General features: G+C 66.3%; 16 protein-coding genes. 11 read left to right on the top strand and 5 right to left on the bottom strand.

Annotated elements, in window-relative coordinates; all coding sequences use genetic code 11:
* Positions 1–41: 41 nt before the first annotated feature.
* Positions 42–989, bottom strand: coding sequence for a signal recognition particle-docking protein FtsY (ftsY, locus tag BBTA_RS01790; RefSeq protein WP_012040715.1), 948 nt, complete (start codon positions 987–989; stop codon positions 42–44).
* A gap of 60 nt (positions 990–1,049) precedes the next feature.
* Between ftsY and BBTA_RS01785 the strand changes: the two genes are divergently transcribed.
* Positions 1,050–1,967, top strand: a complete 918-nt coding sequence (locus tag BBTA_RS01785) for an RluA family pseudouridine synthase (RefSeq protein ID WP_041750260.1) — start codon at positions 1,050–1,052, stop codon at positions 1,965–1,967.
* A 52-nt stretch (positions 1,968–2,019) separates the two neighbouring features.
* On the opposite strand, the gene mtaB is transcribed toward BBTA_RS01785, so the two are convergent.
* On the bottom strand, positions 2,020–3,324 hold the full coding sequence (mtaB, locus tag BBTA_RS01780) for a tRNA (N(6)-L-threonylcarbamoyladenosine(37)-C(2))-methylthiotransferase MtaB (protein WP_012040713.1): 1,305 nt from the start codon (positions 3,322–3,324) through the stop codon (positions 2,020–2,022).
* Complete coding sequence (dapF, locus tag BBTA_RS01775; protein WP_012040712.1) at positions 3,321–4,190, bottom strand: diaminopimelate epimerase; 870 nt, start codon at positions 4,188–4,190, stop codon at positions 3,321–3,323. The genes mtaB and dapF overlap by 4 nt, the downstream gene beginning before the upstream one ends.
* A gap of 169 nt (positions 4,191–4,359) precedes the next feature.
* On the opposite strand from dapF, the gene BBTA_RS01770 reads away from it, so the two are divergent.
* Positions 4,360–5,082 carry a GyrI-like domain-containing protein gene (locus BBTA_RS01770; RefSeq protein ID WP_012040711.1) on the top strand — a complete coding sequence of 241 codons (723 nt, stop codon included), beginning with the start codon at positions 4,360–4,362 and terminating at the stop codon, positions 5,080–5,082.
* A 5-nt stretch (positions 5,083–5,087) separates the two neighbouring features.
* The gene (locus BBTA_RS01765; protein WP_012040710.1) at positions 5,088–5,798 is read left to right on the top strand and encodes an SIMPL domain-containing protein; all 711 of its coding nucleotides are present in this window, start codon (positions 5,088–5,090) and stop codon (positions 5,796–5,798) included.
* 86 nt (positions 5,799–5,884) lie between these two features.
* Here the strand turns inward: BBTA_RS01765 and BBTA_RS01760 are convergent, their stop codons facing one another.
* Entirely contained in the window at positions 5,885–6,877 is a 993-nt protein-coding gene (locus BBTA_RS01760; protein ID WP_012040709.1) for an MBL fold metallo-hydrolase, read from the bottom strand.
* 345 nt (positions 6,878–7,222) lie between these two features.
* On the opposite strand from BBTA_RS01760, the gene ffh reads away from it, so the two are divergent.
* The 7 genes from ffh (at position 7,223) to BBTA_RS01725 (ending at position 13,600) form a co-directional block, all read left to right on the top strand.
* Entirely contained in the window at positions 7,223–8,770 is a 1,548-nt protein-coding gene (ffh, locus tag BBTA_RS01755) for a signal recognition particle protein (protein ID WP_012040708.1), read from the top strand.
* Between the two features lie 139 nt (positions 8,771–8,909).
* Positions 8,910–9,242 (top strand): 30S ribosomal protein S16, encoded by a 333-nt coding sequence (gene rpsP / locus BBTA_RS01750; RefSeq protein WP_008964221.1) that lies wholly within the window; start codon positions 8,910–8,912, stop codon positions 9,240–9,242.
* Between the two features lie 128 nt (positions 9,243–9,370).
* Positions 9,371–9,967 carry a ribosome maturation factor RimM gene (gene rimM, locus BBTA_RS01745; protein ID WP_012040707.1) on the top strand — a complete coding sequence of 199 codons (597 nt, stop codon included), beginning with the start codon at positions 9,371–9,373 and terminating at the stop codon, positions 9,965–9,967.
* Between the two features lie 167 nt (positions 9,968–10,134).
* A complete protein-coding gene (trmD, locus tag BBTA_RS01740) occupies positions 10,135–10,893 on the top strand; it encodes a tRNA (guanosine(37)-N1)-methyltransferase TrmD (protein WP_012040706.1) in 759 nt (252 codons plus the stop codon).
* A 107-nt stretch (positions 10,894–11,000) separates the two neighbouring features.
* Positions 11,001–11,384, top strand: a complete 384-nt coding sequence (gene rplS, locus BBTA_RS01735) for a 50S ribosomal protein L19 (RefSeq protein WP_012040705.1) — start codon at positions 11,001–11,003, stop codon at positions 11,382–11,384.
* A gap of 402 nt (positions 11,385–11,786) precedes the next feature.
* A complete protein-coding gene (gene leuC / locus BBTA_RS01730; RefSeq protein WP_012040704.1) occupies positions 11,787–13,193 on the top strand; it encodes a 3-isopropylmalate dehydratase large subunit in 1,407 nt (468 codons plus the stop codon).
* Positions 13,194–13,384: 191 nt separating this feature from the next.
* Entirely contained in the window at positions 13,385–13,600 is a 216-nt protein-coding gene (locus tag BBTA_RS01725) for a hypothetical protein (protein WP_012040703.1), read from the top strand.
* An 84-nt stretch (positions 13,601–13,684) separates the two neighbouring features.
* Here BBTA_RS01725 and BBTA_RS40600 read toward each other — a convergent pair whose 3' ends face one another.
* Positions 13,685–14,392 carry a hypothetical protein gene (locus BBTA_RS40600; protein ID WP_012040702.1) on the bottom strand — a complete coding sequence of 236 codons (708 nt, stop codon included), beginning with the start codon at positions 14,390–14,392 and terminating at the stop codon, positions 13,685–13,687.
* Positions 14,393–14,587: 195 nt separating this feature from the next.
* Between BBTA_RS40600 and BBTA_RS01715 the strand changes: the two genes are divergently transcribed.
* Positions 14,588–14,902: a DUF1330 domain-containing protein gene (locus tag BBTA_RS01715; RefSeq protein ID WP_012040701.1), complete on the top strand. Its 315-nt coding sequence runs from the start codon at positions 14,588–14,590 to the stop codon at positions 14,900–14,902.
* The last annotated feature ends 252 nt before the right edge of the window (positions 14,903–15,154 follow it).

Raw genomic sequence — 15,154 nt, 5'->3', positions numbered from 1 at the left:
GTAGTCCGTTACGCGTCGCCCGCCAGGAGCCCGCCGCGGTGTCAATCGTCGATGCCGGCAATCGCCCGCGCAAAATCCCTGGCGGCGAAGGGCTGCAGGTCGTCGACGCCTTCGCCGACGCCGATGAAATGCACCGGCAGCTTGAACTTCTCCGACAGCGCCACCAGGATGCCGCCGCGCGCCGTGCCGTCGAGCTTGGTCATCACCAGGCCCGTCACACCTGCCGTACGATGGAACGCCTCGACCTGCGACAGCGCATTTTGTCCCACCGTCGCATCGAGCACGAGCAGCACCGCGTGCGGCGCCGAGGCGTCGACCTTGCGAATGACACGCACCACCTTTTCAAGCTCGTTCATCAGCTCGGCCTTGTTCTGCAGCCGGCCGGCGGTGTCGATCAGCAGGATGTCACGGGCCTGCTCCTTGGCCGCGGTGATCGCCGTGAAAGCGAGGCTCGCCGAATCCGAGCCCTGCGCTCCGGCGATGACAGGCGCCTTGGTCCGCTCGCCCCAGACCTTCAGCTGCTCGATGGCCGCGGCGCGGAACGTATCGCCCGCCGCCAGCATGACCTGCTTGCCGTCGGAAGCGAATTTCGCTGCCAGCTTGCCGATGGTCGTGGTCTTGCCGGAGCCGTTGACGCCGACGACGAGGATGACGAACGGTTTGTGACTGGCCTCGACGACGAGCGGCTTGGCCACCGGGGACAGCACCTTTTCGACCTCGGTCGCGACCACCGCCTTGACCTCGTCGGCGCTGATCGCCTTGTCGTAGCGGCCGGCCCCGACCGCCTCGGCGATGCGCGCGGCCACCTGGGTGCCAAGATCGGCGCGCAGCAGGACATCCTCGATGTCGTCGAGCATCGCGCGATCGAGCTTGCGCTTGGTGACGAGATCGGCCACGGCCGTGCCGAGCGCGCCGGAGGTGCGCTTCAGGCCGGCCGACAGCCGCCGCCACCACGACAGCTTGGGTGTTTCGGAGGTGGTATCGTTCATGGCGTGGTGTTAGCCCTTTCCTCCCGCAAACGAAAGCCTCGCACCCGCTTTACGGTTTCCATGGACATTAACCAACCTTCCGATGAGGAGATGCTCGCCCGCGTGCTCCACCGCGACGGGCTGATGCTGGTGATCGACAAGCCGGCCGGCATTCCCGTGCACAAGGGACCGAAGGGCGGAGCCAATCTCGAAGCCTCGTTCGACGCGCTGCGCTTCGGCCTGCCGCGCCCACCGGTGCTGGCGCATCGGCTGGACAAGGAAACCTCGGGCTGTCTGGTGCTCGGCCGCCATCGCAAGGCAACGGCCTCGCTCGGGCTTTTGTTCAAGCACGGCAAGATTTCGAAGACCTACTGGGCGGTCGTCGAGGGCGGCCCCGACGCTGACGAAGGCGTGATCGAACTCCCGCTGGGCAAGCTGAATGCGGAACGCGGCTGGTGGCAGAAGCCGGACCCGCAGGGCCAGCCGGCGGTGACGAAATGGCGCGTGCTGGGGCGGTCGTATTCCCTCGTCCCTCCGTCTCCGAACTCGGCTTCCACTTGCAGCACCGACTCCCCTCCTCCTTATGGAGGCCAGACGAGCGAATCTCGCTCTGCAGGGTCGGGGGTGGGGGTCCCCACCGGCAGTCTCGCCCGGAGCCACCCCCCTCCCCAACCCTCCCCCACAAGGGGGGAGGGAGCGCAGGGTGCCGGAGGTGAGTCGGTACACGCCACTGGCAGCCCGCGCCTCACCTGGCTCGCCATGGAGCCCATCACCGGCCGCACGCATCAATTGCGCGTCCATGCGGCATCTCAGGGCTGGCCGATCGTCGGCGACAACATCTATGGCAACGGCCCCCGCTTCGGCGAGCCGCGGCTGCACCTGCATGCGCGCGAGATTTCCATTCCGCTGTCGAAGAACAAGCCGCCGGTCCATGTCGTCGCGCCAGCGCCGATGCACATGCATGAGCGGCTGCGGCTGTGCGGATGGAACGGGGAGTGAGGCCCCGATCAGGCACGAGTGAGACCCAGCGCTCTCGCCACGCCCTCAGCTGTCATCGCCCGGCTTGACCGAGCGATGACAGCGAGGACTGGACTAATAGCTTCGACTCATCATGCCCGGCGATTTTGAGCCGCTGCACCGTCCCCGACGCCGCGCCGGTGACTGCGACAGGCAGGTAGTGCTCCGTCCTGCCCTGCGTCGCGCTCTCGATCAGCACCTCGCGCTCGCAGCCGATCTCAGCATCCAGCCGCTGCCGCAACGCGACTTCGCCTGCGGCCCGTAGCCGCCGTGCACGCTCGCGGATGACGGCGCCATCGACCTGCGGCATGCGCGCCGCCGGCGTGCCCGGGCGCGGCGAGTAGGGAAAAACATGCAGGAAGGCCAGTCCGCATTCCTCGACGAGTTCGAGCGAGCGCACGAACATGTCCTCCGTCTCGGTCGGGAAGCCCGCGATCAGATCCGCCCCGAGCGCGATATCCGGCCGCAGCAGCCGCACATGGTCGCAGAACGCGACCGCATCGGCGCGCGAATGCCGCCGCTTCATCCGCTTCAGGATCAGGTCATCGCCGGCCTGCAGCGACAGATGCAGATGCGGCATCAGCCGGGCGTCGTCTGCGAGCGCGTCGAGCAGATCGGCATCGGCCTCGATCGAATCGATCGAGGAGATGCGCAGCCGCTGCAGTTCCGGCACGTGGCGCAGGATCTGCTTCACCAGCCGGCCGAGCTTCGGCGTCCCCGGCAGGTCGTGGCCGTAGCTCGTCAGATCGACGCCGGTCAGGACGATCTCGGCATGACCGCGCGCGGCCAGCGCACGCACCTGGTCGACGACCGCCCCCATTGGCACCGAGCGCGAATTGCCGCGACCGAACGGGATGATGCAGAAGGTGCAGCGATGATCGCAGCCGTTCTGCACCTGGACGAACACCCGCGGCAGGCCGCGCTGAAAACCCTCGACCAGATGCGGCGCCATCTCCGTCACGGCCATGATGTCGGAGACGGCGACCTTCTCGGATGTATCGATGCCGAAGCGCGGCGGCGCCAGCGCCTGCGCCGTCGCGCGCCAGGCATCGAGTTGCAGCTTGTCCTCATTGCCCATGACGCGATCGACCTCGGGCATGTCAGCAAACATGCCGGCCTGCGTCTGCGCCGCGCAGCCGGTCACGACGATGCGCGCCGCCGGGCGCTCGCGTTTCAGCTTGCGGATCGTTTGCCGTGCCTGCGCCACGGCCTCATTGGTGACCGCGCAGCTGTTGATGACGATGGTGTCGGAGGCGCCCGCCGCCTCCGCGTGTCGCGCGATCAGCTCGGACTCGAACGCGTTCAGCCGGCAGCCGAAGGTGACGACATCGACGCTCATGCCACGCTGGCGAACAGCTGTGGCTCGAACCGGCCCTCGAACTCGAAGGTCGCGGTGCCCGTCATCAGCACGTGATCGTCGCGCTCGCGCCATTCGATTGTCAGCTCGCCACCGGGCAAGGTCATCTGGACGATGCGATTGGCCCGCTTCAGCCGGGCGGCCGCGACCGCCGTGGCGCAGGCCGCCGAGCCGCAGGCCTTCGTCAGCCCCGCGCCGCGCTCCCAGGTGCGCATCGTGATGTGATCGCGATCGACGATGTGGGCGAGCGTGATGTTGGCGCGCTCCGGGAAGATCGGGTGGTTCTCCAGCAGCGGTCCGAACCGCTCCAGGTCATAGGAGTTGACGTCGCCGTCCACCCAGAACACCGCGTGCGGATTGCCCATGTTGACGACCGAGGGCGAGTGCAGGATGGGCGCATCGATCGGCCCGATCTGCAGCTCGATATAGCGGGTGTCGCGGAACTCCTCGGCCAGGGGAATCTCCTGCCAGCCGAATTTCGGCACACCCATGTCGACGGTGTAGAGGTCGGGCGCGGGCCCCTGCCAGCAGTTCAAGAGTCCGGCACGGGTCTCGAAGGTCGCGCTGGCCTGGCCGGTCTTCTCGAACACCTGCCGGACAACGCAGCGCATGCCGTTGCCGCAGGCGCCGGACTCCGACCCGTCATTGTTGTAGATGCGGATGAACGCCTCGGTGCCGTCGAGCCGGGGCGGCTGCAGCACCATCAACTGGTCGTAGGGAACGCGGGCTGCAACCGCCCGCGCCTCGTCGGGCGTGACCACATGCTTCACGTCACGCAGATCAAGCACGACGATCTCGTTGCCGATCCCGTTCATTTTGACGAAGCTGTGGTTGGCCAGCGCGCTCATGAAATTATCCAAATTTTGTCCGCTTTATATGGCCTCAGCCGCGGCCTTGACCAGTCCGCAGACTGACATGACGCATCTGTCATGGGACGCCGCGCCGCCGGGCATGTTAGGACCGGTCGTTCGCCGGCACGAACCGGGCAAAGGCAGCACGGCACTGGAGAATAGTCGAATGAATTTCAGCACTTTCCGCCTCGTTCTGGCCGTGAGCTCGGTCGCCGTTGCGCTGGGCGGTCCGGTCGCCCGGGCGCAGGCGCCGGCAGCCCCCACGGCTCCGGCGGTATCGGCGACGCCCTCCCCTGCCCCGAGCACGCCCCCGGCGCCGGCCGCGGCGGCCCCCGCAGCCAGCCCGACGCCGGCTGCCAGCGCCAGCCCCTCACCGCCACCGTCTCCCGCTCCCGGCCAGGCGCCGGCCGCGGCGCCCACCCAGACGACCGACGCCTTCGGCGACGAGATCAAGCTCGAGGCCAAGAAGGTGGTCCTCGTGAAGGGCACCGCCAATTGGGACAATGCCTTCGACACGCTGATCGATTCCTTCAAGGCGCTGTCAACCATGTTGGACAAGCAAGGCGTGAAGCCCGCCGGCAACGGCATGATCGTCTACACGTCGACCGACGACAACGGCTTCACCTTCCTGGCCGAGATGCCGATCGAGCAGGAGCCGAAGACGCTCGGCAAGGGCATGAGCATCGGCCAGTCGCCGGAGGGCAAGGCCCTGAAGTTCGTGCATCGCGGCTCCTACGACAACATGGACAACACGTATGAGGCGATCACGAACCATCTCGACGAGCGCCGCCTCGAAGCCAAGGACACGTTCATCGAGGAGTATATGACCGACCCCTTGAAGACCGCCGAGGACAAGCTCGTCATCAACGTCTATGTGCCGCTGAAATGAGCGCCATGATGATCAGACCGATCCTGGCAGCCGCGATCGCGAGCTGCGTCGCGCTTCCTGCGGTCGCGCAGGACGGACCGCGGCTGGACATGCCGGCCATCACCGTCAGCGGCGAGGCCAGCGTCTCGGCGCCCCCGGACCTGGCGCAGATCGATGCCGGGGTGGCGTCCGACGCCAAGACCGCGCGCGAGGCCGCCGAGGCCAACAATGCCGCGATGGCCAAGGTGCTCCAGGCGCTGAAGACGGCGGGATTGGCCGACAAGGATGTCCAGACCTCGCGGCTGTCGCTGCAGCCGCAATATGCCCCGAACCGACCGGGCCAAACGCAGGTCACCGGCTATCGGGCCTCGAACCGCGTCACCATCAAGCTACGGGAAGTGGGCAAAGTGGCCAGCGTGATCGACACGGTGGTCGGCGCCGGCGCCAACGATGTCGGCAACGTCTATTTCACCGTTGCCGAGCCGTCGAAGCTGCTCGATGACGCGCGCGAGAAGGCTGTTGCCGACGCGCGGCGAAAGGCCGAGATCTACGCCAAGGCGGCCGGCGTCACGCTCGGCAAGCCGCTCAGCATCTCCGAGGACGGCGCCTCCGCGCCGGTGTTCCGCGCCAAGAACTTCGGCGCACCGATGGCCGCGACGCCGACCCCGGTGGCGCAAGGCGAGGAGACGCTGTCGATCACGGTCAATGTCACCTGGGCGATCAAGGCCGGGCCGTAGGGCGCCGCCCCCTTCGGCGCGCGGCCCATTCACGCGCGGCCGCAAACCGACAGCGCGACAACACCTTTTGCGATTGCGAGGGCGAACTAAACCTCCACAACTTGTCCCGGCTTGAGCGTGCCAAAACGGTCGCGCGGGATGCCTGCCAAATCGAGCGCGGCGTGCAGCGCGTGAACCGGCGCGTCGATCGCCTCGTCGGTGAGCTGGAACGTGCCGTGATGATGCGCCAGCGCGGTCTCGGCGCCGCAATCCTGCAGCGCCTGCACGGCCTCCTCCGGGTTCATGTGCTGGTCGCGCATGAACCAGCGCGGCTCATAGGCGCCGATCGGCAGGATCGCGAGCCTGATGGGCGCATGCAGCTCGGCGACACGGCGGAAATGTTTGCCGGTGCCGTAGCCGGAATCGCAGACGATGTAGAACTTGCCACGCGGCGTCTCCAGCACGAAGCTCGCCCACAGCGCCTTGTTGCGGTCGAACACGCCGCGCGCCGTCCAGTGCCGCGTCGGCACCAGGGTGACCGCGACCTCGTCGTTCAGCGCGACGCGGTCATGCCAGTCATAAGCCTCGGCGCGGATCTTCGCATCCGCTGCGGTCATGGTGAGGTCGTTACCGAGCGGCGTGACGACACGCGGGGCAAAGCGCGCGGTCAGCCGCGACAGTGTGCGGAGGTCGAGATGGTCGTAATGGCCATGCGAGACAAGCACGACGTCGATATGAGGCAAGGCCTCGAAGGCGATGCCGGGATCGTTGTGCCGGCGGGGGCCGGCGAACGAGAACGGCGACACCCGCTCCGACCATACGGGGTCGATGAGGATGTTGAGCCCTCCGGTCTGGACCAGCCAGCTGGCATGGCCGATGAAGGACAGCCGCGCCGCCTGGCCATGAACCTTGTGCGGCGGCGTATCGGCATGAGGGCTCGGCGCCCATTTCGGCCAGCGGGCGCGCTTGCCGTTGCGGTCGAATTGCCAGCGCAGCACTTCAGAGAGGGATTTGGGCGGGGCGCCGTCGGGATCGTAGAAGCGTTTACCGTCGAAATGGTCGGTGACGGGGCCGGAATAGGTCCTGGAACGGCGGAGCAAGGCGTCCTCGCGGAAAAGCTGAACTGGCGCAAGAGGTAGGGAGCCCCGCAAGGTCCGGCAACGGGACACCAGGACGCAAGTTTCCTTGACTTTTCGGTCTCCCAAGGGTTTAACCCGGCCGAATTTCGGAAAGTTTCGTCTTTTCGAGCCACCGCCCGGCCCTGGAGGCCGGAGGTCAACGCCCGACAGCGCTATGCGCCCTCGGGCGCAAATGTGTTTGGACGACCCTCATCCTGAGGAGCCGCGAATGCGGCGTCTCGAAGGATGGGGCCGACGATGTGGCCGCCCTTCGAGACGCAGGCTTTGCCTGCTCCTCAGGGCGAGGCAGCAACAGGGATAACGGCATTGTTCGACAATCTGTCGGAAAGGCTTGGCGGCATTCTCGATCGGCTGACGGGGCGTGGTTCGCTCTCGGAAGCCGATGTCGACGCCGCGATGCGCGAGGTCCGCCGGGCCCTGCTCGAGGCGGACGTCGCGCTGGAAGTTGTCCGCAGCTTCACCGAGCGCGTGCGCGAGCAGGCGATCGGCGCCACCGTCGTCAAGTCGGTGACCCCTGGCCAGATGGTCGTCAAGATCGTCCATGACGAGCTGGTCAAGACGCTCGGCGACGACGGCCAGACCATCGACCTCAACGCCGTGCCGCCGGTGCCGATCATGATGGTCGGCCTGCAGGGCTCCGGCAAGACCACCACCACCGCAAAGCTCGCGCGCCGCATGGTCCAGCGCGACAAGCGCAAGGTGCTGATGGCCTCGCTCGACGTCTACCGTCCGGCCGCCATGGAGCAGCTCGCGGTGCTCGGCCGCGACCTGGACATCCCGACCTTGCCGATCGTCGCCGGCCAGATGCCGCCGCAGATCGCGCGCCGCGCCATCGAGGCTGCCAAGCTCGGCGGCTACGACGTCGTGCTGCTCGACACCGCCGGCCGCACCACGCTGGACGAGGACATGATGAAGGAGGCCGCCGAGATCAAGGCGGTCGCCAACCCGCACGAGGTGCTGCTGGTCGCGGACTCTCTGACCGGCCAGGACGCCGTCAATCTCGCCCGCGCGTTCGACCAGCGCGTCGGCCTCACCGGTATCGCGCTGACCCGGATCGACGGCGACGGCCGCGGCGGCGCCGCGCTGTCGATGCGTGCCGTCACCGGCAAGCCGATCAAGCTGCTCGGCACCGGCGAAAAGACCGATGCGCTGGAGGATTTCTATCCTTCGCGTATCGCCGGCCGCATCCTCGGCATGGGCGACATCGTCTCGCTGGTCGAGAAGGCCGCGGCGAACATCGACGCCGAAAAGGCCGCCCGCGCCGCCGAGAAGATGCGCAAGGGTCAGTTCGACCTCAACGACATGCGCGAGCAGCTCCTGCAGATGGCGCAGATGGGCGGCATCAGCGGGCTGATGGGCATGATGCCCGGCATCTCCAAGATGAAGAACCAGATCGCGGCCGCCGGGATCGACGACAAGATCCTCAAGCGCCAGGTCGCGATCATCGATTCGATGACCCGAGAGGAGCGCAAGCATCCCGACCTGCTCAAGGCCAGCCGCAAGAAGCGCATCGCCGCCGGCTCCGGCCAGAGCGTCGAGCACGTCAACAAGCTGCTCAAGATGCACCGGAACATGGCCGACGTGATGAAGGCCATGGGCTCCGGCAAGCGCGGCCCGCTGGCCGGCATCGCCCAGGCGATGGGGTTTGGCGGCGGTGGCGGCATGCCCTCGCCCGAGCAGCTCAAGGCGCTCGCGGAAAAGATGCCGGGTGGCATGCCCGGCGGTCTGCCGAACCTGCCGAAGGATCTTCCCGCCGGCCTGCGCGGCGGTTTGCCCAATCTGCCGGGCCTCACCGGCCTCAGCGGCAAGCCGACGCTGCCGGGCCTTGGCCTGCCTCCGGGGAAAAAGAAATGACGTCACTCTCGTCATTGCGAGGAGCGAAGCGACGAAGCAATCCAGAGTCGCGCATGCCGCTCTGGATTGCTTCGCTTCGCTCGCAATGACGACTTCCATCCAACTTCACATCGATACATCGACCTAAAGGAGAACCTACATGTCCGTCGTCATCCGTCTCGCCCGTGCCGGCACCAAGAAGCGCCCGGTCTATCATGTCGTCGTCGCCGACTCGCGCTTCCCGCGTGACGGCCGCTTCATCGAGCGTCTCGGCTATTTCAATCCGCTGATGCCGAAGGACAACGAGGCGCGCCTCAAGCTCGACATGGAGAAGGTGAAGGGCTGGCTCGCCAAGGGCGCGCAGCCGTCCGACCGCGTCGCCCGCTTCCTCGATGCCGCCGGCGTCAAGAAGCGCGAAGCCCGTCAGAACCCGATCAAGGCCGTGCCACGCAAGGAGCGCAAGGCGCAGGCCGAAGCCGCCGCCAAGGGCTAAGGTCCCTTGACGCTGATGGCCTCATGCTTCGAGACGCACAGCTTACGCCGTGTTCCTCAGCATGAGGACGTGGCTCCTCGTCGTGAGGCGCGCGCCGTTGCACGCGTCTTGAAGGACGAGGCCTTCTGATGTCCAAGCTCATCTGCGTTGCCAAAATCGGCGCCGCGCACGGCGTGCGCGGCGAGGTTCGCCTGTGGACCTTCACCGAGGATCCGCTGGCCGTGCTGCATTACGGCCCGCTCACGACCAAGGACGGCAGCCGATCTTTCGAGGTCGCCAAGGCGCGCGAGGCCAAGGATCATCTCGTCGCAACGATCAAAGGCGTCACCGACCGCAATGCGGCCGAGCGGCTCAACGGGCTCGAGCTCTATGTGCCGCGCGACCGCCTGCCGGAGACCGATGACGACGAATACTACCATGCCGACCTGATCGGCCTGGCTGCAGAGACGACGGCGGGCGCACCGCTCGGCCGTGTGCTCGCGATCCATAATTTCGGCGCCGGCGACATCATCGAGATCGCCCCGCCCTCCGGCAGCACGCTGATGCTGCCGTTCACAAATGCTGTGGTGCCGACGGTGGATCTCGCCGGCGGGCGGGTGATCATCGAACTGCCCGCGGAGATCGAGGGCGAGGATCAAGACTCGTCTGACAATGCAGGTTCACCAGAGGGCGATGCTGCCGCCTCAAACTCAGCTCGTCATCCCCGCGAAAGCGGGGATCCATAGCCACCGCGGCTGATTTGCTTGTGCGGGACAGGCCACGTGCCTCCTCCTAACATCACGCGTTATGGGTCCCGGATCGGCGCTGGTGGTGGAGCCGCAGCCGTGGGAGATGACAGCGCCGCATTGATCGGGGGCTCGATCTCACCGCTCCGGTGCCGTAACAGAGCATCATGACCGCTTCACCTGCCGCACCCTGGCGCGCCACCGTGCTGACCTTGTTTCCCGAGATGTTTCCCGGGCCGCTAGGCGTCAGCCTGGCCGGCCGCGCGCTGACGGGCGGCATCTGGTCGCTGGAGGCGCGCGACATCCGGGCGTCGGCCACCGACAAGCATCGCAGCGTCGATGACACGCCGGCCGGCGGTGGGCCCGGGATGGTGCTGCGCGCCGACGTGCTGGCGGCAGCGATCGACGCGGCGGACGTCGCGCCGGAGCGGCCGCGGCTGCTGATGAGCCCGCGCGGTCGGCCATTGACCCAGGCCGCGGTCCGCGACCTCGCGGCCGGCCCAGGGCCGTTGATCGTGTGCGGCCGGTTCGAAGGCATCGACCAGCGCGTCATCGATGCCCGGGAGCTCATCGAGGTCTCGATCGGCGACTATGTGCTGTCGGGCGGCGAGATCGCGGCGCTGGTGCTGATCGATGCCTGCGTACGGCTGCTGCCGGGCGTGATGGGCAAGCTCGAATCGGGCACCGATGAGAGCTTCTCGGACGGCCTACTCGAATACCCGCAATACACCCGCCCGCAGCTGTTCGAGGGCCGGACCATTCCGGATGTACTCACCTCGGGCGATCACGCCAAGGTCGCCGCCTGGCGGCGGTCGCAGTCCGAGGCGCTGACGCAAGCACGCCGGCCGGATCTCTGGGCCGAATGGCAGACCCGAGAACAAAGCAGGACCGGCCAAAAAGCGCCAAAAAGCACGACAGACGGGTGACAAGCCTCGCGCTTTGGCTTATAGGAGCGCCCAATTCCGCAAGTGACGGCAGGAACAAGCGCAGCCCGCGTGACCCGGCTGGGCGCGCCGCCGATGGAGATTTACCCGTGAACCTGATTCAGCAGCTCGAAAAAGAGCAGTTCGATAAGCTGTCCGCCAACAAGACCATTCCGGAGTTCGGACCCGGCGACACCGTGATCGTCAACGTGAAGGTGGTCGAAGGCGACCGCACCCGCGTGCAGGCCTATGAGGGCGTCTGCATCGGCCGCTCCGGCGGCGGCATCAACGAGAGCTTCACGGTGCGCAAGATCTCCTATGGCGAGGGCGTGGAGCGCGTGTTCCCGATCCTCTCCCCGATGATCGACTCGATCAAGGTCGTGCGCCGCGGCAAGGTGCGTCGCGCCAAGCTGTATTACCTGCGCCAGCTGCGCGGCAAGTCGGCCCGCATCGTCGAGAAGCAGGACCGCCAGCAGGCCGCCGTCAACGAGTAATCGTCGCCACCTTTGGATTGACGAAGAGCGCGGGCCGGTCCCGCGCTTTTTTGTTTCGCCACGTCGTCATGGCGAGCGAAGCGAAGCAATCCAGGGCCGAGCAAGGACTCTGGATTGCTTCGCTTCGCTCGCCATGACAGCGGCCACAAACGCATCTCGCACTCCGCGCCGTGCGTGCTATATATCGCCCTGAAATGGTTCTAGATCGCACCAGCATGGCCTGCCGCCGCGTCGTCATCGACGATCGCCGCCGGCTGCCCGGGCGGTTCTTCGGACGCTTCGCCACCTCGGCGACATCGGAGCTTAGGCGCGCGCTGTAAGTCGCAGCGCCTCAGTCCCGATCGTTCACGCGTGCCCGTCACGCGTCCTGATTCAAACCTTCATTCCCGGGAGCATTCGCTCATGTCGAAACCGACCACGCTGTACGACAAGATCTGGAACGACCATCTGGTGCACGAAGCCGAGGACGGCACCTGCCTGCTCTACATCGACCGTCACCTGGTGCACGAGGTGACCTCGCCGCAGGCGTTCGAGGGCCTGCGCATGACCGGACGCAAGGTGCATGCGCCGGAGAAGACGCTCGCCGTCGTCGACCACAACGTGCCGACCACCGATCGCTCCAAGCCCAATCCGGATCCGGAGAGCATCGAGCAGATCAAGACGCTGGCCGAGAACGCCCGCGAATTCGGCATCGAATATTACAACGAGTTCGACCGCCGCCAGGGCATCGTCCACGTCATCGGCCCCGAGCAGGGTTTTACGCTGCCCGGTACCACGATCGTGTGCGGTGACAGTCACACCTCGACGCATGGCGCGTTCGGCGCGCTGGCGCACGGCATCGGCACTTCCGAGGTCGAGCACGTGCTGGCGACGCAGACGCTGATCCAGAAGAAGGCCAAGAACATGCGCGTCACCGTCGACGGCAAGCTGCCGGACGGCGTGACAGGCAAGGACATCATCCTCGCCATCATCGGCGAGATCGGCACCGCGGGCGGCACCGGCTACGTGCTCGAATACGCCGGCGAGGCGATCCGTGCGCTGTCGATGGAGGGCCGCATGACCGTCTGCAACATGTCGATCGAGGGCGGCGCCCGCGCCGGCCTGGTTGCGCCGGACGAGAAGGCCTACGACTTCCTGCGCGGCCGTCCCAAGGCGCCAAAGGGCGCGGCCTGGGATGCGGCGATGCGCTACTGGGAGACGCTGCGCTCCGACGACGGCGCGCATTTCGACCACGAGATCCGGCTCGATGCCGCCAAGCTGCCGCCGATCGTGACCTGGGGCACCTCGCCCGAAGACGTGATCTCGGTGACCGGCGTGGTGCCGGATCCGGACAAGATCGCCGATGAGGCCAAGCGCATCTCCAAGCACCGCGCGTTGAAATATATGGGCCTGACCGCCGGCACGAAAATCACCGACATCAAGCTCGACCGCGTCTTCATCGGCTCCTGCACCAATGGCCGCATCGAGGATCTGCGCGCCGCCGCCAAGATCGCCGAGGGCAAGACCGTCAGTGCTCACGTCAACGCGATGGTCGTGCCGGGCTCGGGCATCGTCAAGGAGCAGGCCGAGGCTGAGGGTCTCGACAAGATCTTCATCAAGGCCGGCTTCGAATGGCGCGAGCCGGGCTGCTCGATGTGCCTCGCCATGAACCCGGACAAGCTGACGCCGGAAGAGCGTTGCGCCTCGACCTCGAATCGCAATTTCGAGGGTCGCCAGGGCTTCAAGGGCCGCACCCATTTGGTGTCGCCTGCGATGGCCGCAGCGGCCGCGATCGCCGGCCACTTCGTCGACGTGCGCGACTGGCGCTGAAGCCCTGATACGCCGACGCAGCAGAGCTGCTCGGCGACCGATCTGCGACCACGCGCGATGGCCCCGAGCCATCGCGCTTTCATTTTGACTCAATGTCGACCCCGCCCGGCAAGGGCTCCTTAAGCTTCCGCATGCATGATGCTACCGCCGGACGCGCGGCGTCTGCAGAGGAACGTGCCGAGGAGCCTGCCATGGCCGACAAGCCGGAATTCGTTGACCTCATCCGCGACGCAACGCGGCAGCGCCGGCGGACGCCGCCAGCCAAGATCATTGCCAAGCCCGAGGCACCGAAGGACGAGCGTCGGCTGTCCAACTGGCCGCCAGGACGCTTTGCCAAATGGCGACTGGAGACGCTGGTGCCGTGGAAGCTGACGGTGAAGAACTGGCAGTTCAAGGACTGGCTCTGACCACCGCACCGGATCGGGCGCGCTCAAACGACAGAAGGACGCCGTTGGGCGTCCTTCCATGTCGTGCTCGAGCTCTCGGCCTCGTCAGTAATAGCGCCAGTGGTGGCGGTGATGACGATGGTGCCAGCGGTGATGGTGCCGCCAATGATGTCCCCGCCAATGCCGGTAGTGGCAGATGCGGCGTGGTCCGTAATGGGTCCAGACAACGCGGCAGCGACGGTAGGGATAATAATAGCCGGTCGTGTAGGTCGGATAATAGTAACTGCGATAGCCGTAGAAGTGCCGCCGATGGTGGTGGAAGTACGGCCGGTAGGCATAGTGCGGATGATGATGATAGCCGCCGCCATGGAAGATCGGCCGTGGACCGCCGCCGCCATGAAACACCGGGCCACCGCCATGGAACACAGGACGCGGTCCGCCGCCTCCGAAGGCGTGGCCCCCATGGAAAGCAGGGCCTCCACCACCTCTGAACATGGCCCCGCCGCCGTGGAAGGCGGGACCAGCGTGGAAGCCACCGCCGCCACCGTGGAACCCGCCACCGCCATGGAAGCCGCCACCACCGTGAAATCCGCCGCCGCCGTGAAAGCCGCCGCCTCCACCATGACCGCCAGGGCCACGCACCTGGATGGTCAGTGCGTCGGACGGCGCTTGCGCCCTCGACCCGACACCGGGACTGACCGGCGACATCGCAAGCGCAGGCCGACTGGATGCGCCCGCCAGTAGGAACAAAGCTGCCGCCGCAAGACTGAGGCGACGAGCAAGACCAGCACGCTGGTCTTTCATCCTCATCATGGTCCCTTCTCCCTGAATGCTGTGCAACGATGGACCCATGCAGCGCCCTTGCTGGTCGTCCGATCGGTGGATTGGCGCACCCCCAACATGAACGTAGTGATAGGGACGTGAATGCGGCATGAATGATACACGTAACGCGCGCATCTGCGGCGTGGCGTCGCGGCAGGGAGACTCTGCATCGGCGTCTCCATCGTCGTGCAACTCAAGATCATCGATCGCGCCGCCTATGATCGTTACCTCGCCGGCTTCTTCGACGTCTTTCGCAACTACAACGTCCGGCTGCCCGCCGCCGACGAGGCACCAATCTCGGTCGAAGGACGCTGGGACGGTGACAAGATTGTGCTGATATCGTTTCCCGACGAATACGATTTTCGCGCCTGGGCAGAGTCGGCTGCGTACCAGGAGCTTGCGCCGGATCGCAAAGCCGGCGCTGAGGCCATCGTGCTACTCGTGCGTGGATTTGGCGAGCGACCCGACCGCACTGCAACGTTGATACGCCGACGATCTTGATCGCTGGCGTTCTTAGTGAAGGAACGGCGTGAACAGCACCACGGGCCCTGGTGGATAGGACGGCCTATAATGCACCGGACGACCGTAATAATGCGGTGCTTCGACCCAACAATCGGCCGGTTTGCAGGGACGAGGCCGCAGGCGGAGATCGAGTGCAGTGACCATCGCTTGGCGGCTTGCCTGTCGCTTCTCCGGTGATGAGACAACGGGAGATGTTGCGGCAGAGCTTGCAAGCAACATCGCCACGGTCAC

The organism is Bradyrhizobium sp. BTAi1, assembly GCF_000015165.1.
In the GTDB taxonomy this organism is placed as follows: Bacteria; Pseudomonadota; Alphaproteobacteria; order Rhizobiales; family Xanthobacteraceae; genus Bradyrhizobium; species Bradyrhizobium denitrificans.
This window is presented reverse-complemented; position numbering and strand designations above follow the sequence as displayed.